The sequence below is a fragment of the Phaeovulum sp. W22_SRMD_FR3 genome, assembly GCF_052113705.1.
GTDB lineage: Bacteria > Pseudomonadota > Alphaproteobacteria > Rhodobacterales > Rhodobacteraceae > JBGQOG01.
The window spans coordinates 248,204-269,522 of record NZ_JBGQOG010000003.1; the positions used below are offsets into that span (position 1 = coordinate 248,204).

Sequence of the window (21,319 nt, forward strand, 5' to 3'; positions counted from 1 at the left end):
GCGCGTTCCTTCAATAGGATTTCGGCAGGCCGAGCACACGCTCGGCAATGTAGCACAGGGCAAGCTGGGGCGAGATCGGGGCGATGCGCGGGATCAGACTTTCGCGCAGGTAACGCTCGACGTGGTATTCCTTGGCATAGCCAAAGCCGCCATGGGTCATCACCGCCTGGGTGCAAGCCTTGAACCCGGCCTCGCCCGCAAGATATTTCGCCATATTCGCCGAGGCGCCGCAGGGCAGGTCGTTGTCATATTCCCACGCGGCTTTCAGCGTAAGCAGCCATGCGGCCTCAAGCTCGGACTGGCAGATCGCAAGGGGGTGCTGGATGCTCTGGTTCTGGCCGATCGCGCGGTTGAAGACGCGGCGCTCTTTCGCATAGGCGGTGGCCTTGCGCAGGGCGGCAAAGCCCAGACCCACGGCCTCTGCCGCGATGAGCACGCGCTCCGGGTTCATGCCATGCAGGATGTAGTGAAACCCCCTGCCCTCTTCCCCGATGCGATCCTGTTCGGGGATCACGAAATCCTCAAAGAAAAGCTCGTTGGAATCCACGCATTTGCGGCCCATTTTCTTGATTTCTGCAACCGTGATGCGCGCACGGTCAAGGGGCGTGTAGAACAGCGACAGGCCCTCGGTCGGTTTGGCCACCTGATCCAGCGGGGTGGTGCGTGCGAGGAGCAGGATGTTGTCTGCCACCTGCGCCGTCGAGATCCAGACCTTCTGACCATTGACGACATAGCTGTCGCCGCGCTTGTCGGCCCGCAGTTTCAACTGGGTGGTATTCAGCCCGGTGTTGGGCTCGGTCACCCCAAAGCAGGCCTTGGCGCTGCCCGTCGCCATCGGGCGGATCATCCGGGCCTTTTGCGCTTCTGTACCAAAGACCTCGACCGGCTTCAGACCGAAAATATTGATGTGAACCGCCGAGGCGCCGGAGAGCCCCGCCCCGCTTTCGGCAATCTGGCGCATCATGATCGCGGCTTCGGTGATGCCAAGCCCAGCACCGCCCTGTTTCTCGGAGGTGCAAATGCCGAGCCAGCCGTCACGGGCGAGCGCGTCGTAAAAATCCAGCGGAAAGTCGCCGCTGCGGTCCTTCTCCAACCAGTAGTCGTCGCCAAAGCTGTCACAGATACGGGCCACCGCGTCGCGCACCATCCGCTGATCATCGGTCAGGGTAAAATCCATGGGTCATTCCTTTTCAGGCAGGCGCAGGGCACCCGCGCGGCCGAGCGCCGCGATCTCTTCATCAGCAAAACCGGCGCGGCTCAGCACGCTGACGCCATCCGCACCGGCGCCGGGCGCCAGACGGCCGGGCCGGGCCGGACTGCGCGAAAACTGCGCGGGCACAGCCATCTGCCGGATGCGCCCCTCGGTCGGATGCTCGACCGTCTCGAAAAAGCCGATGGCCTGCAGATGCGGATCTTCCATCGCTGAGGCATAGGAATGCATGGGCATCGCAGGCACATCCGCCGCGTCAAAAAGGTCAAGCCACTCGCGCGTGGTTTTGGTCAGCATGATCTGCCCCAGCTCGGCATAGACCTCATCAATATGGGCCATGCGCGCGGCAAAGCTGGCATAGCGCGGATCAGCGGCGGGCATCTCGGGCCGCCCCAGTTCACGGAAAAAGCGCTGCCAGTGGCCATCGTTGTAGATCAGCGCGCAGACATAGCCGTCCTGTGTGGCGTAGGGGCGGCGCTCGGGCGAGAGGTGGCGGCGATAGCCCCCCTCATCCAGCGGCGGCTCGAACGTCAGCCCGCCCATGTGATCGGCCATGATCATCGAGAGCATGGTTTCAAACATCGGCACTTCGACCCTTTGGCCAAGCCCCGAGCGTTCGCGCTCCAGCACCGCCGCCAGAATGGCGTTCACCGCCGACATGCCAACGATGCGGTCGGCAATGGCCGCCGGCACATAGGAGGGCGGTTGCCCGGCGCGGATGAAGGAATAGGGAATACAGGCGCCGCCCTGAATCAGGTCATCATAGGCGGGGCGCCCCGCATAGGGGCCGCGCTGGTCAAAGCCAACGAGCGCCGCGAAGATCAGGCGCGGGTTTGCTGCCGACACGGCCTCCCAGGACAGGCCCAGCCGGGCCATCGCCTTTGGCCGCACATTGGAGACCAGCACGTCGCAGCTCTGTGCGAGCCGCAGCACCGCATCCCGCCCCTCCGGCGTTTTGAGATCCAGCTGAATGCTCTGTTTTGAACGGTTGCTGTTGAGAAACATCGCCCCCATGCCCGGCGTCCGGGCGGGCAGAATCTGACGCACCAGATCACCACCCGGCGCTTCGACCTTGATCACCTCGGCCCCGTAATCGCCGAGGATCTGGGTCGCGTATGGCCCCATCAGAACCGAGCTGAGATCAAGGACACGAAGTCCTGTCAAAGGTCCCACTTTGCCGCTCCTCCCTCATTTGTACATATATATGGACAAATTCAACAGCATGTGGAATAAAGATGCGAGACTTCCCCCCGCATGTCAACACGGCTTGCGGGCTTGGCACCCGACGGGAGACGCGGCATGACCGTAAAGCAGATTGAAAATGCCATCGCGCTGCTGGAATATTTCGCGGAACGCCAAGCGCCCGCGACACTGGCCGACATCGTGCGTGACTTCGGGTGGCCACGTTCAAGCGCCTTCAACATACTGACAACGCTTGTGGAAAACGGATACCTCTATGAGCCGACCGCGCGGGGCGGCTTTTACCCCTCGTCGCGGTGGATGCAACTGGCGCATGCTTTTGCGGAGGGCGAGCCGGTGCCGGAACCGCTGCATGCCATCATCGCCGATCTGAGCGCCACAACCGGGGAGACCGTCTGGGTCTCGGCCCCCAGCGGCCTTTACGCGCTGTTTCTGGACGTCATCGAATCGTCGGCCGCGGTGCGATACGCGGCCAAGCCGGGCAAACGGGTCCCGATTCACATCACCGCCTCGGGCCAGGCCTTGCTGTCGCAAATGCCCGCCCGGGACCGGGACGTTTTGCTACGCAAGGCCAGTTTCGGCAATTGGGGGGCCAATGCGCCGCGCGATCTTGAAGCGCTCGAGCAGGAAATGCAGGCGGGCCGGGCGCGCGGCTGGTTCCGCTCCGCCTCGAATTACTCACCGGACCTGGGCGGGGTCGCGGTGCCCGTCATCTTGCGCGACCGGATCTTCTCGGTCACCGTCGCGGGCCCGCTGTTCCGGGTTGCCGAAAAGGCCGAAGCCCATGCGATGGCCATTCACGCCGCCATCGCCCGCGAACTCGGGGCGGACTACAGCACGCGCACCCTGCGCGACATCACCCTGCCCCCGGTGTCCTGAAAGCGCCGCCCTGAACGCGCCGCCCTGAGAGCGCAGGCGCAACGCGCCCGGCCCCCTAGCCCGGCGTCGAGGTCAGGCACCGCACCAGCTCCAGCGAGTTGCGCACGCCAAAGCGCGTCATCAGCCGATTCTTGTGGACATGAACGGTGCGCGGCGAGATGTCCAGCCGACGGGCGATTTCCTTCGCGGTCAGCCCTTCCACCAGCAACATGCCAACCTGACGTTCGCGTCGCGACAAGGCGGCAACCGGGCGCTCGGCCGAGATATCGGCAAAGGTCCAGACCGCGCGGGTCAGCGGGTGGGCGCGGTCAATCGACTGGCCCCGGACCCTGCACCAGAACAACGAACCGCCCTTGCGCCGCATGATCCGCTCATCGGCATATTGACCGTGCAACCCGAGTTCGCGGGTCCAGTGCAGGCCCGTATGATCAAATTCATCACGGCTGGGATAGAGGATGGCCAGCGACTCTCCGGTCAGCTCGCTTGGCACATAGTCAAAGATCGCGGCAAAGCGGCTGTTGAAGCGCAGGATGGTGCGGTCTTCGGTATAGAGCAAACCGATCGGCGCGCAGTCGAATATTTCGGTATCGAGGGGCGGAACGGTCATCGGCGGGCCTCCCCGTTAGGTAACTTTGCGGAATATCCTCACCGGGCCGCCCCGGTATGATGGCACCCGAACGGGAGGACATCATGCAACCATGTATCACCGGCTGGGGCCACACCAAATTCGGCGCATTGCACGATCAGAGCCTTGAGGCGCTGATCTGCAGCGCCGCGCGCGAAGCCCTGGATCACGCCGGGGTCGCGGCGGCGGATGTCGACGGCATCTGGCTGGGGCATTTCAATTCGGGCATGGTCCCCGATGCCTTTGCCGCCTCTTTGGTGCTGGGCACGGATGACGCGCTGCGGTTCACCCCTGCGACGCGCTGCGAGAATGCCTGCGCCTCCGGTTCTGCCGCGATCTATGCGGCGCTGGAGGCGGTGCGCAGCGGATCGGCGAAAATCGCGCTGGTGGTCGGGGTCGAGAAAATGACCGGGCTGGACACCGCGGGCGTCACACAAGCGCTCGCCGGGGCTTCGTATCAAAAAGAGGAGCAGGGTGTCAGCTTTCCGCAGATCTTCGGGCGCATCGCCGGGCAGTATTTCCAGCTCTTCGGCGATCAGTCCGAGGCGCTGGCCCATATCGCGGTGAAGAACCACGCCAATGCGCTGGCGAACCCGTTGGCGCATCTGCACAAGGCCGTGTCCTTTGCCTTCTGCAACACCGTGTCGGAGAAAAATCCGATGATCGCCGCCCCCTTGCGCATGACCGATTGCTCGCTCATTTCGGACGGCGCGGCGGCGCTGGTGATCGTGGCACCCGAATTGGCGGCGGCGTTTCCGCGGGCGGTGAGCTTCCGCGCGGCGGTTCAGGTGAATGACTTTCTGCCGATGTCACGCCGCGACATGACCGAGCTGACCGGGCCGAAGGTGGCGTTTGAGCGGGCTTTTGACAGGGCAGGCGTGACGCTTGCGGACATCGGCTTTGCCGAAGTGCATGATTGTTTCACCATCGCGGAACTGATGATTTACGAAGCCATGGGGCTGAAACCCAAGGGCCGCGGCGCCGAGGCCCTGCGTGAGGGGATTGTGGTGAAAGGCGGCCGTCTGCCGGTAAACCTGTCGGGGGGGCTGAAGGCCAAGGGCCATCCGGTGGGGGCGACCGGTGTGTCGATGCATGTCATGGCGGCGCGGCAACTGACCCGCACGGCAGGTGCCATGCAAGCCGAGAACACAGATCTGGGCCTCGTCTTCAACATGGGCGGCTCGGGCGTGGCGAATTACTGCTCGATCCTGGAGCCCGCGCGATGAATCCGGCGGAATGGCTGGCGCGCACCGCACGCTCGAGCCCGCAGGCCCCGGCGCTGTTTCAGGGCACGCGGCAAGTGGCCGACTACGCAGGCTTCGCCCGCCGCGCCGCGGGCATTGCCGCCGATCTGCGCGCCCGCGGCATCGGGCGCGGCGACCGTGTGGCAATCTGCCTGCCCAATTGCGCCGACTATCTGCCCATCCTCTATGGCATCCTCTGGGCCGGTGCATCAACGGTGCCGGTGAACCACAAGCTGCACGCGCGTGAGGTCGCCTGGATCGTCAATGCCGCGTCCTGCAAGCTGGTTTTCATCCATGATTCCCATGGATTGCAGGCCGCCTGCCCCCTTGGCGCGCCGCCCTGCATCGCTCCGGACAGCGCCGCTTTTGCCGCGATGAAGGCCTCTGCGCCGCTGCCCTGGCCTGTGGCGATGGACCCCGACGATCCCGCCTGGCTCTTCTATACATCCGGCACCACCGGGCGGCCCAAAGGCGCCATCCTCAGTGCGGGAAATCTGCTGGCGATGTCGCTGTCTTACCTCGCGGATGTGGATGCGGTCGCGCCGGAGGATGCCGCGCTATATGCCGCGCCGATGTCGCATGGTGCAGGGCTGTACAACTTCATCCATGTCCAGCGCGGCGCGCGCCATGTGATCCCCGAGAGCGGCGGCTTTGAGCCGGCCGAAATCCTGACGCTGGCGCGCGCGCTGCGCAATATCTCGATGTTTGCGGCCCCCACGATGGTCAAACGGCTGATCGATGCCGCCCGCGCCACCGGCGCGACGGGCGACGGGATCAAGACCATCGTTTACGGCGGCGGGCCGATGTATGTTGCCGATATTCAGACCGCCCTCGAGGTCTTTGGCCCCAAATTCGTCCAGATATACGGGCAGGGGGAATCTCCGATGACGATATCCGCCCTGTCGCGCGCCGATCTGGCCAACCGCACGCATCCTGACTGGACCCGGCACCTTGCCTCCGTCGGGCGGGCGCATAGCGTTGCCGAGCTGCAGGTTGTCTCGTCGGACCTTACCCCGCTGGCCGCAGGCGAAATCGGTGAAATCGCCGTGCGCGGCCCCCAGGTGATGCAGGGCTATCTCGACAACCCCGAGGCCACCGCGCAAGCGTTGCGCGACGGATGGCTGATGACCGGCGATCTGGGCTATCTGGACCCCGAAGGCTATCTGCACCTGCAAGACAGGGCCAGGGATCTGGTGATCTCGGGCGGATCGAACATCTATCCGCGCGAAGTGGAGGAGGCCCTGCTGACGCATGCCGGGGTCAGCGAGGTCTCCGTGATCGGCGCGCCGGATCCGGACTGGGGGGAAATCGTGGTGGCCTTTGTCGTGCCCCACGGCGCGACCCCGCCGGAGCCTCAGGCGCTCGACGCGGCATGCAGCGGGATGATCGCCCGTTTCAAAAAGCCAAAACGCTATGTTTTCGTGACCGAATTGCCCAAGAACAGCTACGGCAAGGTGCTGAAGACCGAGCTGCGGGCGCGGCTGCTGGCCATGTCGCCGCAAGTGGCGGGCTGATCGGGCCTGAAACCTGACCCGCGCTGCAGCCAACCCGCAGAGGGCCGCGCAGATCACGGCCGGGAACCGGCACCCCTTGCTCAAGGGGCGCCAGCCGCAAGGCCCTCAGAACATCAGCGACGGCAGGAGCATGCTGAAGAACGGCACATAGGACAGCACGATCAGCGCCACCAGCATCAGCACGATTGTCGGCAGGGCGGCGCGGAAGATCTCGAAGAGGGTCATCTTCGCCACGCCCATCGCCACGAACAGGTTGAGCCCAACCGGAGGCGTCAGCATCCCCACCGAGAGGTTCACCAGCATGATGATCCCGAAATGGATCGGATCCACCCCGACCTGCGCCGCGATCGGCTGCATGAGCGGGCCGAGGATGATGATGGCCGAGGCGCTGTCCAGAAAACAGCCCGCAATCAGCAAGATCACGTTGAACAGCGCGACAACGACAATCGGATTGTCGGTCCCCGACAGGATGTAGCCCGCCAGATCCGACGGCGCCCCCGTGCTGGCCAAAAGCCAGGAAAAGGCCGATGCCCCCGCCGTGATCAGCAACAACGGACCGGAGATGAGACCGGTGTTGCGCAGCACGACCAGCATCTCGCGCAAGGATATGCTGCGATAGATGATGGCCCCCACGAACCAGCCATAAAGGCAGGCGGTGGCGGCGGATTCCGTGGGCGTGAAAACGCCCGTGTAAATCCCGCCGAGCAGGATCACCGGCAGCCCCAGCCCCCAGGCGGCGCGCTTGAACGCCGTCAGGATGGAGCGCAGCGTCGGGAAAGCATCGCGCGGATAGCCTTTGTGCACCGAATACCAGCAGGCATAGGCAATCAGGATCCCGCCGATCAACAGCGCGGGCAGCAGCCCTGCCGCGAACAATTTGCCCACGGAAGTGCCGGTGACCGAACCGTAGATGATCAGGGCGATTGACGGGGGCACGATCGGCCCCAATGTGCCCGCAGTGGTGATCAGCCCGATCGAGAAGAACTTGTCATAGCCCGCCGCCACCATCGCCGGATACATGATCGTGCCAATCGCGATCACCGTGGCGGGCGACGAGCCGGAGATGGAGCCGAACATCAGGCAGGCGACCACCGCCGCCGCCGCCAGACCGCCCGGCAGCCAGCCGATCAGCGCCCGTGCAAGGCCGATCAGGCGGTCAGAGAGCCCGCCGATCCGCATCAGCTCTGCCGCCAGAATGAAGAAGGGGATCGACATCAGCGAGAAGTTGTTCATCCCCGAGAACATGCGCATCGGCACGACGACGGGATCAATACCGCCGATGAAATAGAAGACCAGCGCCACCGACATTGCCAATGCGGCAAAGATCGGCAGGCCGAACAACAGCAGCCCGAAGAAGGCCGGAACCAGTGCAGAAACCATGGATACGCCCTCAGCTTGTTTTGATGTCGACCGGCGGCGCGACATAGGCCCGCCCGGTCACAATGGATTGCAGCACCAGCAGATAGCGCAGCGCCATCAGCCCGCCCGAGACCGGGATGATCAGATAGATATACCCCACCGGGATCCGCATCGCGGGAGAGAGCTGCCCCATCCGCATCGTATTGATCGACAGCTTGATGCCGTAAAAGACCAGCACGCTGGCAAAAGCCAGACCGAGGCAGGCCGCCCCGATCTGAAGGGCGCGTGCCATGCGGGGACCGGCGACGGCGTAAATCGCCTCGACGCTGATATGCGAGGCATAGCGCACCCCCATGCCCATGGTCAGAAAACTCATGGTGATCAGCGAATACAGGATCAACTCCTCGGACCAATAGAGCGAGTTGTTGAACACATAGCGTGCGATCACCTGCCCGATGGCCACCAGTGTCGCGGTCAGGATAAGCACCGTGACGAGGATATTCTCGATCCAGTCAATGATGCGGTTCACGCCTTTGATCATCGTTCCGGCCCCCATTCCGGATCAGCCTTTCGCTGCGGCGATGGCCTTGTCCAGAAGCTCTTGCGTCACCTTCGGCGCAAACTCTTCATAGATCGGCTTGGAGGCCTCGATGAAGGCGGCGCGGCCCTCGTCCGACAGCGGCAGGATCTCGATCTGATCCTTGATCGCCTCAAGGATCTTCGCCTCGTCCTCATCGGTATATTGGCGCGCGGCATCGCGGCCCACGATCATCGCATCCGCCACGATGGCCTGCAGATCTTCCGGCAGGCTGTCCCATTTGTTCTTGTTCATCACTGCGGCATAGGTGTGATAGGCATGGCCCGTCAGCGTCATGTATTTCTGCACCTCGTAGAACTTCATCGAGGCAATATTGGCGAGCGGGTTTTCCTGCCCCTCGACCACGCCCTGCTGCAGGCCGTTGTAAACCTCGACATAGGCCATGGCGGTGGGGTTGGCACCGTAGGCGCGGTAGGTCGACAGGATCGTCGGCGCCTGCAGGGTGCGCATCTTGATGCCCTTGAGGTCATCCGGGCCGGTGATCGGGCGGACGTTGTTGGTCATGTGGCGAAAGCCCGCGCCCCACATCGCAATGCCGTGCAGGTTGTTGCTTTCCAGCGTGCCGAGCAGCTCGGTCCCGACCTCGCCATCCAGCACCCGCGCCATTGCGGCGTTATCGGTCATCAGGAACGGCAGATCGAAGAGGTACATTTTCTCGTTGAAATTCGCGAGGTTGCCGGTGGGCGGGATGGCAATATCGACAAGACCCATCTGGGTCTGCTCGATGATCTCCACATCGCCGCCCAGCTGCGCGGCGGGACGGATATTGACCTCGATCCGGCCCTCGGATTTCGCCTCGACCTCTTCCTTGAACTTCACCGCCGCGCGGGCGTTCGGGGTGTCTTCGGTCAGCACATGTGCGAAGGTCAGCGTGAAATCGGCGCCATAGGCGGCGGTGGTCAGCGCCAGGCCAAGCAGGGTCGCTGCGGACAGGTTGAGCACTTTGATGGACATGATATCTCCTGTTGGTTTTATCGTTCGGTGTCGTTTCGGGACCTGCCGGGCGATCTTGTGATGCCGCCCGCGTCGTCAGGCCTGTCTCTTGCGCCTGCCCCCGGCGGTTCGGGGCGCAGGCAGATTGCTATGCGTGGTCAGGCGGGACGTGCGGCGCGCGGGGCGGGGCCCAGCAGATCGGGCCCACGCCCGAGGGCGGCCTCCACCCCCAAAGCCATCGCCAGCAGCGCTTCCTCCTGCCGCGGCGGCGCGATCATCTGCAGCCCGACCGGGATGCCGTTGTGATCAAGGCCCGTGGGCAGCGAGAGCGCGCACCAGCCAAAAAGATTCACGAAGGCGGTGTTGCGCAACGTCAGCATGTTCGCCTGGCGATAGGCGTCGGGATCGGCCAGATCCGCCAGCAGCGGTGCGCTGATCGGCACCGTCGGCGTGACCAGCACATCGACGGTGTCAAAGACCGCGGCCGCCGCCTGCGCCGCCGCGCTCAGCACCGCCGCGCGGCGCAGATACTCGACGGCCGGCAGCTGATCGGCCATCTCCACCCGGGCGCGCACCATCGGATCGAGCCGCGCGATCCGCTCGGGGAAAGTCATCTCCATGAAAGCGCGCAGTTCCGCCGCCGCCAGCCCGCCCTGACCAAAGATCTCCAGCGCGGTGTCCAGATGCGGAAGCGTGATGTCGGTCACTGCCGCACCATTGCGTTCGAGCCTGGCGAGGGCCGCGCGGGTGGTCTCGGCAATGCTCGGATCCGCCCCGTCCCAGACAATGTTCTGCACCGCACCGATCCGCATCCCGGAGAGCGCGCGCGCCTGCACGGCCTGCGGCCTGCCGGGATCAATCGCCCCGAAAGCAAAGGCCAGATCCTCCACCGTGCGGCACAGGATGCCGGGGGAATCGAGCGAGGGCGAGAGCGGCACGATCCCCGCGCGCGACCAGCGGCCGCGCGTGGTTTGCAGCGCGCATTGACCGGTGAGGGCGGCAGGCACCCGCACCGATCCGGCCGTATCGGTCCCCAGCGCCACAAGACAGGACCCCTGCGCCAACGCGACCCCGGCCCCCGCACTCGACCCGCCCGGCGCGCGCGGCGCATTCGCGGCCGACCACGGATTGACCGGCGCCCCCCAATGCGCATTCGTGCCCATGCCACCATAGGCAAATTCAACCGTATGCGTCTTGCCCGAAATCAGCCCCAGCTGCCCGGTCACCGCCTGCACAACCGGCCCCGCCGCTTGCCATGCCGCGGGCAAGGCCGCATCGGTTCCGGCGAAAATGGGCATGTTGGGCACGCCGTAAAGGTCCTTGGCCGAGACCGGCATCCCCATCAGCGGCCCGTGATCCTGACCGCTTTTGACGAAGAGATCGACCGCCTCCGCCTGCGCCAGCATCTGCGCGCCCGCCCAATGTTTATAGGCATTCAACGCGGGCTCGGATGCGTCATGGGCGGCGCAGGCCGCCTCGGCCAACTGGCGGGCCGTCAGGGTCCCGTCGCGCAGATTCTGCGCGATCCGGGAAAGCGGTTGGTGGGTCACGGGATGTGTCACAGGCGGCCTTTCACGCTGAGGTCTTGGCCCGAACCTTATGGTCGGATCACGATTACGCCAGCGCTGAAATTCTTGCTGCACCACGCCCATCACTTGCTGCGCCCGCGAAACGCACCCTACAAGCATCTGAAAAATATACATTTCAACAGAAGAGATTGGGTCACGACATGCGGCGCGTTGCGATTTCGGCAAAGCACCGTTGCCGTTTACTCACGTCAGGCGGTCTCAGTTCCCGCTAGGTTCAGGGGCGGTCAACAGAGAGAAAGTACATGCCGCATCTTATCGAATCCCGCCTGAACGACATGGGCATCATTCTTCCCCGTCCCCCCAAGCCGATCGGGAATTATCTCCCCGGTGTGGTCGTCGGGAATCTGCTTTTCACCTCCGGCACGCTGGGGACAAAACCGGACGAGCATGACAATGACGTGCTGCCCTATGTCGGCAAACTCGGCTCTGATCTGACGATTGAAGAGGGCTATGCTTCGGCGCGGCTGATGGCGATCAATCACCTTGCGATGATGAAGGCGGTGCTCGGCGATCTGGACCGCGTGAAACGGATCGTGAAGATGATCGGCTATGTCTCCTGTGCGCCCGGCTTTACCGAACCGCATCTGGTGCTCAACGGGGTGTCGGATCTGTTCGTGGCGCTCTGGGGCCCGGAAAACGGCAAACATGCGCGCGCCGCGCTGACACAGCACGAGCTGGGCCTGAACGCCCCCATCGAAGCTGACATCACGGTGGAACTGCACGTCTGACCTGCAGCAGACAGCAGACGGGGGGCGGCGGGTTCTGACGCGCCTGCCGCCCGCCTTCGTCGCCTCATCCCGGCGCGCCGCGGGGCTGGGCGTCCCGAAGCGCCGCGAGAAGTTCGGCGTCCAGCTTCTCACCTTCGGCAAACGCCGAGAGGATGAAGCGCAAAAAGGCCGCCGCCGCCGGTGGCAGCTGCTGATCCCGCCGCGTCACGGCGTAGATATAGCGGTACTCGAACTCCTTGCAGTGCAGGTTCATGGGCACCACCTGCCCCGATTGAACCTCGGTCAAAGCGGCCTGCAAGGGCAGGAAGATGATCGCGCCCGTCCGCAGCGCATGGTCGATCAGAAAATGGAACTGATCCGCCATCAACACCGCATTGGGCCGCGCGCCCAGCTTGGCATAGACGCGGTTGACGAGGTGGTGGATGCCAAAACTGTCATCCGGCATCACGCAGGGCAGCGCGATGATGTCATCCAGCTGCACCACCCGCCCATCCGCGAAGGGATGATCCCGGGGCACCAGCGCCAAAAGGGGTTGGTGCCATTTTCCCACCGTCTCGATGATCGGATGCGAGAAGTGATCGTAGAGAATCCCGATCTGGCAGATATGTTGCTCCAGCGCCTCCAGCACCCGCTCGCGGCCACGGATACGGACCCGCATTTCGATGGACGGGAAATCGCGGCGGAAGGCGGCGATCTTTTCGGACAAGAACGGCCGCGTCACACCTTCAACCGTTGCCACCGAAACCTGCCCGCGTTTCAACCCTTTGAGATCGGCAATCTCGCCTTTGGCCAGATCAATCCGATCAAAAACCACTGCGAGATGGGCGTTCAGCAAGGCACCCGCTTCAGTCAGTCGCACGCCATTGGCGTGGCGTTCCAGAAGCTGCACATCCAACTCATGCTCCAGTTTTGAAATCTGGCGGCTGATCGCCGAGGGGGCGACGTGAAGACGGTCAGCCGCTGCGCGCAACGACCCGTGCCGCGCGACCTCCGAAAAATACCGGCAAGCAACGAGATTGAGCATGGCAGGCCTCCGGAAGAACGGCTGGGACTGATCCCCTATCGCTCTATGCGGCGCGCACGGCAAGGCTTTCCCGGCCCCCTCCCTTCCGCATGGCTTGCAATGCCCGCGATGGCCTGACCCAGTACAAGGGCCGTGGAGCGGCATTGGTCGGGCGGCGCGCAGACAACGGCGCCGCCCGACCTTTCGGTGTGGATTATTTCGCGCGCGGTAGTGCTGTCGCAGCCTCGGTCCCGGCATCAGCGGACTGACGGTCGCGCAGCGCATCGCGCCAGATCGCCTTGATCAGCGCCACACCCATCAGCGCCAGCACAAAGCTGAAGGGCAAAGCACCAATGATCATCGCCGTCTGGATCGCCGAGAGGCCCCCCGCCAGCAGCAGCGCCGAGATCACCAGCGTCAGCGCCAGCCCCCAGACGACGATATGCGCGCGCCCTTTCGGGGTTTCATCGCCCGCCGCGTTGATCGTGTTGATGATGAGGATCGCGGAATCCGCCGACGTGACCAGATAGGTCAGCAGCAAGACGACCAGCAGCGCCGACATGACAGCGGCAAGGCCCGGCGACAGCAACTGGTTGACGGTCGCAAAAAGCTGGCTCGACAGTCCGGCATTGAGGATCGCGCGCCCCGCACCGCCATTGAGTTCGAGATCAATGGCCGTACCGCCGGCCATTGCGAACCAGATGAAGCACATGAGCGACGGCACGATCATCGCGCCCAGCACATATTCGCGCAGGGTACGGCCCTTGGAAATCCGCGCCAGAAACAGACCGACGAAGGGGGCAAAGGCGATCCACCAGGCCCAGTAGAAAATGGTCCAGTCCCCCTGCCATTTGGCCAGAGCATCACCGGTTTCGGTGCCATCGGGATGCCAGACGGTGAACATCATGCCGGGCAACGCCAGCAGATAGTCCCACATCCCGACAAAAAGCGCCTTCAGCGCAAAGGTGGTGGAGCCGAAGACCAGAAGGAAGGCCAGAAAGAAGAAGGTCAGCCCCATGTTCAGGTTCGACAGCCATTTGATGCCTTTGCCCACGCCCGACAGCGCCGACAGGGTCGACAGGCCCATGATGACCACCAGCGCAAGGATCATTGCCAGAGTCGTCGGATTGCCCTCGGGCGTCATCAGCCAATCAGAGCCGGTGATGTTGTAAAGACCGCTGGAGAATTGCGACACGCCAAAGCCAATGGTCACAGCCACGCCCAGAACCGTGGCGATCACCGCGACGATATCGACCGAATGGCCCAGCCAGCCCGACAGGCTGCGCCCAAAGAGCGGCGTCAGACCGGAGCGGATGGTCAGCGGCAGCCCGCGCCGGTAGCTGAAGAAGGCCAGCGCCAGACCGGTCAGCGCATAGCAGCCCCAGGCCGACATGCCCCAATGCAGGAATGACCATTTGAAGGCCATGCGCACCACCTCGGGGCTTTCACCGGCCATCTTGCCCATGATCACATCGGGATTGGTCGCGAAGTGATAGATCGGCTCGCCGGTGGCATAGGTCAGCATGCCGATGCCGATGCCCGCGCCAAACATCATCGAGAACCAGGAGAAGGTCGAGAATTCCGGCCCCTCGCCCTCCGCCGAAAGCCGGATCCGGCCCGTCGTCGGCCAGATCGCCAGGATGAGACAGGTGAGCAGATAAAAGGCCATCACATAGATGTACCAGGTGCCAAAGGACTTCAGCAGCAGGCCGCTGACCACCGAAAGCGCGGCACCCGCCTTTACCGGAAAGGCCGCGGCCCAGATGATCAGAAGACCGACGAGGATTTTCGATCCGACGGTGACGATGGTGTTGAACCCTTCGTAAAACCCCTTGCTGGCGGTCTTGATGGGCAGATCTGTTAAAGGTGGTTTGATGGACATCACATGTTCCCTGCGAATGTGGCGCGGCGTATTTCGATGCTCTTATGTCGGCCCGAAAATGCGCGGCTATCCCCCGTGGCGCGGGAACGAGATGGACATTTTTGGCGACAAAAGCGACAAGGCAAGGCTTTATGTAACCATTTGATTACCAATGTATAATTTGAAAAAATCAATGGAAAACACCCCGTTTCCGACAACCGGAAACGGGGTCTGCACGGCCCTGCCGCGCGGGTCTTTCCTGGCTTGCCACACGCCCGGAGCGCAGGCAGACCGGGCGCTTGCGGCACCGGATCCCGGTGCCGGACGGGCCCGGGCAGCCCGGATTACGAGGCCAGCAGCCCGTGCGGGTCGAGCACGAATTTCTTCGCGACGCCGCTGTCGAAACTTGCATAGCCTTCCGCTGCACGCTCGAGCGGCATGACCGTGGCATTCACGATATCGGCGATGGGCAGCCGGTCGTGCAGAATGGCCTGCATCAGCTGACGGTTGTATTTCAGCACCGGCGTCTGGCCGGTGTGAAAGCTGTGCGCCTTGGCCCAGCCGAGGCCGAAGCGCATCGACAGGTTGCCGGTCTTGGCCGCGGCATCGACCGCACCCGGATCCTCGGTCACATAGAGGCCGGGAATGCCGATCCGGCCCGCAACGCGGGTGATCTCCATCATCTGGTTCAGCACGATGGCAGGCTGCTCGCCGCCCGAATGACCGCGCGCTTCAAAGCCCACCGCATCAATTGCGGCATCCACTTCCGGCGTGCCGATGATGTCGGCGATCATCTCGGGCAGGTTGTCCCCCAGCGACAAATCCACCGGGGTGAAGCCGACGCGGGCGGCATGTTCCAGCCGTTCCTTGTTGAAATCGCCGATCATCACCACCGCTGCGCCCAAGATCCGCGCCGAGGCCGCCGCGGCCAGCCCGACCGGGCCCGCGCCCGCGACATAGACGATGGAGCCGACGCCCACCCCGGCCTGCAGCGCACCGTGAAAGCCGGTGGGCAGGATGTCCGACAGCATGGTCAGATCGCGGATCTTTTCCATGGCGCGGTCGCGGTCGGGGAATTTTAGCAGGTTGAAATCGGCATAGGGCACGGTGACATAGCGGGCCTGACCGCCAATCCATCCCCCCATATCGACGTAGCCATAGGCGCCGCCGGCGCGCTCCGGGTTCACGGTCAGGCAGACCCCGGTATCGCCTTCGCGGCAGCAGCGGCAGCGGCCACAAGCGACGTTGAACGGCACCGAGACCACATCGCCGATCTCGAGCATTTCGACATCCGAGCCCTTTTCGATCACTTCGCCGGTGATCTCATGGCCCAGCACCAGCCCGGCCTGCGCCGTGGTCCGCCCGCGCACCATATGCTGGTCCGAGCCGCAGATATTGGTCGAGAGGACCTTCAGGATGACCGCATGTTCGAGCTTGCGCCCGTTCGGTGCCGCCAGTTTCGGATCGTCGATCTTCTGGACTTCGACCTTGCCTGCGCCCGTGTAAACCACACCAATATTGCTCATCTGCTGCTCCTCCTCCGAGCGTCAGTTATCTGAAGTTGCCGAAATTAATCAATGATGACAGTACGTTGCATGCAGGAAGCCAAAGGCATCCATGCGGGCATCGCCGATCGTTTCCGGGGTGGCTGCCAGCGCTGACAGCGGCGATCCCTTGAGGTGACTTCGACAGGAATATGCGCGGCCGCGCATGCTGGAAACCGACAACGGCGGTCAAAGATGCGACGGCGATGCCGGTTTGTTGTCGCGCCCACCCGGTGGCGACGGTGCGCTGCTGATGTGGCATCAAGGGGGCGGCGGCCGCTCCCGGCGCGGCGCGCGGGGTGCGTGCGGCCGCCCGCAATGCTGTCGCGGTGGCATCTGGGAACGGAGGCCACGGCGTGATGCGTGGGCCGCTCCACGGGATCGCGCGGTTGCGCAAAGCGCTGCGCGCGGCGGGACAAAACCAATCAAACCCGCGCCGGGGCCGGAGAGCGTCATCCGCGGGGCATATCTGCCGCAGAGCGGCGCGGCGGTCCGCAGCGGGGTTCAGGCAGCGAGGACCAGACACCTTACCCAAAGCCCCGAAATCGCACCGATCCCCGGAAGGGCGCAGGCGGGGCAGATCAACGCGACCGCAGACTTTCGATCTGCCCGCGCGGCCCCAGGGATCATGGAGCCTCACCCCTCCCCGAGGTCAAAAGGCGACAGTGCCCCCGGGGAGCGTCCCCGCGCCACCCCGGCAATCCGGGCAACGACAACCCGGCCCCGGCCCGCGCGCGCCTTGGCGTTCAACCGTCCTGCGGCAGCTTGAGAGGCCCCTCTTCCGTGATGATCTTTTCAAAATCAGCCGCCTGCGCAAAGCAGGCGGCCTTGACCTGGCCCAATTTGCTGCTGTCGATCACAAGATAGCTGCGCTGCGCCCGCGCCATGGCCGCACGTTTCAGCGCCGCCTCGTGCATGGTGGTGCAGGTTGCGCCCAACCGCAGATCCAGACCTGCCGCCGAAAAGAACGCCGTGTTGATGGCAAGATTGGGCAAGAGCGGTTCTTGCTGCAGCGGATAAAACGACGCCGTTGTCGGATGATAGACGCCCCCCAACAGGATCAGATGCGCCTTTGGCTTGCGGATCACCAGATCAGCAATGTTAAAAGCGTAACATATAATTGTTACTTCCATATCAGGAGAGAGCGCACTGACCAGATGCGCCAGCGTGGTGCCGCAATCGATGAAGATGACATCCTTGGGTCGGATCAGGTCGATGCAATAGCTGCAAGCGGCCTGTTTCGCCGCCGGATTCACCTCATTGGCCAGCGAGAGCTCATAAGGCGCGCGCTGCATCCCGCTGCCGGGCAGCATGATATGACCGCCAATAAATTCAAATAAATCAGGGTTTTCCCGCACATCCCGCCGCACCGTCATCTCGGAAACGTCCAGAATCTCGGCGGCATCGCGCACATGCAATGTCTTGCTCTCGGCCACTGCGACCGTGAGCCGCTTCAGTCGCGTCTCTTTTCTGGGACTCATCAGGCCTGCTCCGTTCTCTGCACGCTGGCGCGATCAATGTTTGAATGATCACAAATACTGTTGACAATGCGACAATGCATGTGATTGTTAGCACAAGTTGGCGGCGCGACAAACATCTCGCAAGCCCGAGGGAGGAAAAATGATGGAGCAGTTGGTAGCTGGCGCCGAAGGCCGCACGGCCGGGCATCAGGCCCTTTCGCGCAATGCGGGCATTCCGCTGGACCTGTCTTTGGTGGAGGCAATCCGCGTCAACCGCTCTGCCGTTGAGCGCCGCATCGACGCCCTGCCGGGACGCCGCGCGGTGAAAGGCGCGGCGCAGGCCGCCTGGCTGCTCAAAGCTGTCACCTGCATCGACCTGACCACGCTGAACGGCGACGATACCGAGGCCCGGGTGCGCCGTCTCTGTGCGAAAGCCGCCCAGCCGGTCCGCCCGGAGATTCTGGACGCACTCGGCATGGGCGCACGGCAGATCCACACCGGCGCGGTCTGCGTGTACCACCGCTTTGTCGCCGCTGCCGTTGACGCGCTGCAGGGGACCGGCATCCCGGTCGCAGCGGTGTCGACCGGCTTTCCGGCGGGGCTCTCGCCGCACAGCACCAAGCTGGCCGAGATCGCGGCTTCGGTCGCGGATGGCGCGCAGGAAATCGACATCGTCATCACCCGCGAGCATGTGCTGACCGGCAACTGGCAGGCGCTGTATGACGAGATGCGCGATTTCCGCGCCGCCTGCGGCGATGCCCATGTCAAAGCCATTCTGGCCACGGGCGATCTGAAAACCCTGCGCAATGTCGCCCGCGCCAGCATGATCTGCATGATGGCAGGCGCCGATTTCATCAAGACATCGACCGGCAAAGAGGGGGTGAACGCCACGCTTCCGGTCTCCCTCGTCATGCTGCGCGCGATCCGCGATTACCACGACCTGACCGGCTACCGCATCGGCTACAAGCCGGCGGGCGGGGTCAGCAAGGCCAAGGATGTGCTGAACTACCTTGCGCTGATGAAAGAGGAACTGGGGAATGACTGGCTGACGCCGGATCTGTTCCGCGTCGGCGCCTCGTCGCTGCTGGCCGATATCGAACGCCAGCTCGAACACCATGTCGAGGGTGCCTACAGCGCCTTCAATCGCCATCCGATCGGATAAGCCATGACCGTTGAAAGATTTTTTGATACGATGGATTACCTGTCCAACTCTGAAGATGACCGCGCGGCCCGCGCCTGGCTTGCGGGTCGCGGCGCGGCCTTCGGGCATTTCATCGAGGGGCAGTTCACCGCCCCGGTCGAGGCTGGCAGCTTCACCACATCGGAACCTGCCACCGGCAAGGTGCTGGCGCAAATCTCGCTGGCGGGCAAGGACGAGGTGGATGCCGCCGTCAAAGCCGCGCGCAAAGGCCAAAAGGCCTGGGCGGCGCTGGCCGGGCATGAGCGGGCACTGAAGCTCTATGCGCTGGCGCGGGTGATCCAGCGCAATGCGCGGCTGATCGCCGTGATCGAGGCCCTGGACAACGGCAAGCCGATCCGCGAGACCCGGGACATTGATGTGCCACTGGCCGCCCGTCATTTCTATCACCATGCGGGCTGGGCGCAGCTGGCCGAGAGCCAGTTCCCCGATCATCGCCCGCTGGGTGTGGTGGGCCAGATCATCCCCTGGAACTTCCCCTTCCTGATGCTGGCGTGGAAAATCGCCCCGGCTTTGGCCATGGGCAATGCCGTGGTGCTGAAACCGGCCGAAGCCACGCCGCTGACCGCGCTCCTCTTTGCCGAGCTGAGCCAGAGCGCCGGGATTCCCGCCGGTGTCATCAACATCATCACCGGCGACGGCAGCACCGGCGCGCTGATGACGGCGCATCCGGGCATTGACAAGATCGCCTTCACCGGCTCGACCGAGGTGGGGCGGCTGATCCGCGAAAAAACCGCAGGCACGGGCAAATCACTGACGCTCGAACTGGGCGGCAAATCGCCCTTCATCGTCTTCGAGGATGCCGATCTGGATGCGGCGGTTGAGGGGGTCGTGGATGCGATCTGGTTCAATCAGGGGCAAGTTTGCTGCGCCGGGTCGCGCCTTCTGGTGCAAGAAGGTATCGCGCCCCGCTTTCATGAAAAGCTGATTGCCCGGATGGGCAAGCTGCGGCTCGGCGGCTCGCTGGACAAAACGATCGACATGGCGGCGGTGATTGATGCCGCGCAACTGGCCCGCATCCGCAGCATGGTGGATGAAAGCGTGGCCGCCGGGGCCAGCCTGCATCAGGCGCCGATGACGGTGCCTGAGGGCGGGACGTTCTACCCGCCCACCTTGCTGTGCAACGTGCCGCAAACCGCCCGCGCCGCCTTTGAGGAAATCTTTGGACCGGTCGCGGTCTCGAGCACCTTCCGCACCGTGGATGAGGCGATCGAACTGGCCAACCACAGCCGCTATGGTCTTTCGGCCAGCATCTGGAGTGAATCCGTCAATCTGGCACTGGAAGTGGCGGCGGCGGTCGATGCCGGGGTGGTCTGGGTCAATGCCACCAACCTCCTGGACGCGGCCGTGGGCTTTGGCGGCCGCAAGGAAAGCGGCTTTGGCCGCGAAGGCGGTCGTGAGGGCTGCTTTGACTACCTCAAACCCGCGGCCTGGGCCGCAAACCCGGTGCGCACGGCGGTAGAGCGCCCGACGCCCGGCGCGGCGCGCCCGACGCTGATCGACCGCACGGCCAAGCTTTTCATCGGCGGCAAGCAGGCCCGGCCCGATGGCAATTACGCCGAGCCGGTTCTGGCGCCCGATGGCAGCATTCTGGGCGAGGTCGGCCTTGGCAACCGCAAGGACATCCGCAACGCGGTTGAGGCAGCGCTGGCGGTGGCCTCCTGGGGGCGCAAATCGGCGCATAATCGCGCGCAGATCCTGTACTACATCGCCGAGAACCTCTCGGGCCGTGCGGCGGAATTTGCCGAGCGTCTGCGCGACATGACTGGCGTCTCGGCCGCCCGCGCCAAGGCCGAGGTCGAGGCGAGCCTGTCGCGCCTGTTCACCTATGGGGCCTGGGCCGACAAGCATGAGGGGGCCGTTCACCTGCCGCCGATGCGCGGTGCGGTGCTGGCGCTCCCCGAACCTTTGGGCGTCGTGGGTGCGATCTGCCCGCCCGAGGCGCCGCTTTTGGGGCTGGTCAGCGCCATCGCGCCGCTGATTGCCACCGGCAACCGCGTGGTGGCGGTCCCGTCCGAGCCGCATCCGCTGGCCGCCACGGATTTCTACAGCGTGCTGGAAACCTCGGATCTGCCGGGCGGCGTGGTGAACATCGTCACCGGCAATGCCGCCGAGCTGTCGGTGGTGCTGGCGCGCCACAAGGCGGTGAATGCGGTCTGGGCCTTTGGCTCGGCGGAGCTGTCGCAATCGGTCGAGGCGCATTCCGCCAGCAACCTGAAACGGACCTTCGTGGATTACGGCCGCCGGATCGACTGGTTCGACCCCAAAGCCGCGGAGGGCGAGATTTTCCTGCGCCGCGCAACCGAGGTCAAAAACATCTGGGTGCCCTACGGCGAGTAGGGCGCCGGTCACCCAAGACGATAGCGCGCATGAT

At 64.0% G+C, this 21,319-nt stretch carries 17 protein-coding genes; 6 read left to right on the plus strand and 11 right to left on the minus strand.

Features of this window, described 5'->3' with window-relative positions; all coding sequences use genetic code 11:
* Positions 1-10: 10 nt before the first annotated feature.
* Both ACEN2S_RS05595 and ACEN2S_RS05600 read right to left on the minus strand, forming a co-directional pair.
* Positions 11-1,177, minus strand: coding sequence for an acyl-CoA dehydrogenase family protein (locus ACEN2S_RS05595; protein WP_441863474.1), 1,167 nt, complete (start codon positions 1,175-1,177; stop codon positions 11-13).
* A 3-nt stretch (positions 1,178-1,180) separates the two neighbouring features.
* Entirely contained in the window at positions 1,181-2,383 is a 1,203-nt protein-coding gene (locus ACEN2S_RS05600) for a CaiB/BaiF CoA transferase family protein (RefSeq protein WP_441863477.1), read from the minus strand.
* Between the two features lie 126 nt (positions 2,384-2,509).
* Between ACEN2S_RS05600 and ACEN2S_RS05605 the strand changes: the two genes are divergently transcribed.
* Positions 2,510-3,289 (plus strand): IclR family transcriptional regulator, encoded by a 780-nt coding sequence (locus tag ACEN2S_RS05605; RefSeq protein ID WP_441863479.1) that lies wholly within the window; start codon positions 2,510-2,512, stop codon positions 3,287-3,289.
* Between the two features lie 55 nt (positions 3,290-3,344).
* Here ACEN2S_RS05605 and ACEN2S_RS05610 read toward each other — a convergent pair whose 3' ends face one another.
* Positions 3,345-3,896 (minus strand): LuxR C-terminal-related transcriptional regulator, encoded by a 552-nt coding sequence (locus tag ACEN2S_RS05610; RefSeq protein ID WP_441863482.1) that lies wholly within the window; start codon positions 3,894-3,896, stop codon positions 3,345-3,347.
* Between the two features lie 83 nt (positions 3,897-3,979).
* Here ACEN2S_RS05610 and ACEN2S_RS05615 point away from each other — a divergent pair, with 83 nt between their 5' ends.
* Both ACEN2S_RS05615 and ACEN2S_RS05620 read left to right on the plus strand, forming a co-directional pair.
* Positions 3,980-5,140, plus strand: coding sequence for an acetyl-CoA acetyltransferase (locus ACEN2S_RS05615; protein WP_441863485.1), 1,161 nt, complete (start codon positions 3,980-3,982; stop codon positions 5,138-5,140).
* Positions 5,137-6,672 carry an AMP-binding protein gene (locus ACEN2S_RS05620; RefSeq protein ID WP_441863488.1) on the plus strand — a complete coding sequence of 512 codons (1,536 nt, stop codon included), beginning with the start codon at positions 5,137-5,139 and terminating at the stop codon, positions 6,670-6,672. Before ACEN2S_RS05615 ends, ACEN2S_RS05620 begins: the two co-directional genes overlap by 4 nt.
* A gap of 105 nt (positions 6,673-6,777) precedes the next feature.
* On the opposite strand, the gene ACEN2S_RS05625 is transcribed toward ACEN2S_RS05620, so the two are convergent.
* The 4 genes from ACEN2S_RS05625 to ACEN2S_RS05640 form a co-directional block, all read right to left on the minus strand.
* Positions 6,778-8,052, minus strand: coding sequence for a TRAP transporter large permease (locus ACEN2S_RS05625; RefSeq protein WP_441863489.1), 1,275 nt, complete (start codon positions 8,050-8,052; stop codon positions 6,778-6,780).
* A 10-nt stretch (positions 8,053-8,062) separates the two neighbouring features.
* Positions 8,063-8,572, minus strand: coding sequence for a TRAP transporter small permease (locus ACEN2S_RS05630; RefSeq protein WP_441863492.1), 510 nt, complete (start codon positions 8,570-8,572; stop codon positions 8,063-8,065).
* A gap of 21 nt (positions 8,573-8,593) precedes the next feature.
* A complete protein-coding gene (locus tag ACEN2S_RS05635; protein ID WP_441863494.1) occupies positions 8,594-9,583 on the minus strand; it encodes a TRAP transporter substrate-binding protein in 990 nt (329 codons plus the stop codon).
* 137 nt (positions 9,584-9,720) lie between these two features.
* Positions 9,721-11,112, minus strand: coding sequence for an amidase (locus ACEN2S_RS05640; protein ID WP_441863496.1), 1,392 nt, complete (start codon positions 11,110-11,112; stop codon positions 9,721-9,723).
* A 281-nt stretch (positions 11,113-11,393) separates the two neighbouring features.
* On the opposite strand from ACEN2S_RS05640, the gene ACEN2S_RS05645 reads away from it, so the two are divergent.
* Positions 11,394-11,879 (plus strand): RidA family protein, encoded by a 486-nt coding sequence (locus tag ACEN2S_RS05645; RefSeq protein ID WP_441863499.1) that lies wholly within the window; start codon positions 11,394-11,396, stop codon positions 11,877-11,879.
* A 64-nt stretch (positions 11,880-11,943) separates the two neighbouring features.
* Here the strand turns inward: ACEN2S_RS05645 and ACEN2S_RS05650 are convergent, their stop codons facing one another.
* From ACEN2S_RS05650 to ACEN2S_RS05665, 4 genes are all read right to left on the minus strand, one after another.
* Positions 11,944-12,903: a LysR family transcriptional regulator gene (locus tag ACEN2S_RS05650; RefSeq protein WP_441863502.1), complete on the minus strand. Its 960-nt coding sequence runs from the start codon at positions 12,901-12,903 to the stop codon at positions 11,944-11,946.
* 193 nt (positions 12,904-13,096) lie between these two features.
* Positions 13,097-14,764 (minus strand): BCCT family transporter, encoded by a 1,668-nt coding sequence (locus ACEN2S_RS05655; RefSeq protein WP_441863505.1) that lies wholly within the window; start codon positions 14,762-14,764, stop codon positions 13,097-13,099.
* A gap of 323 nt (positions 14,765-15,087) precedes the next feature.
* The gene (gene fdhA / locus ACEN2S_RS05660) at positions 15,088-16,269 is read right to left on the minus strand and encodes a formaldehyde dehydrogenase, glutathione-independent (RefSeq protein WP_441863507.1); all 1,182 of its coding nucleotides are present in this window, start codon (positions 16,267-16,269) and stop codon (positions 15,088-15,090) included.
* A gap of 764 nt (positions 16,270-17,033) precedes the next feature.
* Positions 17,034-17,768, minus strand: coding sequence for a DeoR family transcriptional regulator (locus ACEN2S_RS05665; protein WP_441863510.1), 735 nt, complete (start codon positions 17,766-17,768; stop codon positions 17,034-17,036).
* A gap of 142 nt (positions 17,769-17,910) precedes the next feature.
* Between ACEN2S_RS05665 and deoC the strand changes: the two genes are divergently transcribed.
* On the plus strand, positions 17,911-18,909 hold the full coding sequence (gene deoC, locus ACEN2S_RS05670) for a deoxyribose-phosphate aldolase (RefSeq protein ID WP_441863513.1): 999 nt from the start codon (positions 17,911-17,913) through the stop codon (positions 18,907-18,909).
* Positions 18,910-18,912: 3 nt separating this feature from the next.
* A complete protein-coding gene (locus ACEN2S_RS05675; RefSeq protein ID WP_441863516.1) occupies positions 18,913-21,285 on the plus strand; it encodes an aldehyde dehydrogenase family protein in 2,373 nt (790 codons plus the stop codon).
* The last annotated feature ends 34 nt before the right edge of the window (positions 21,286-21,319 follow it).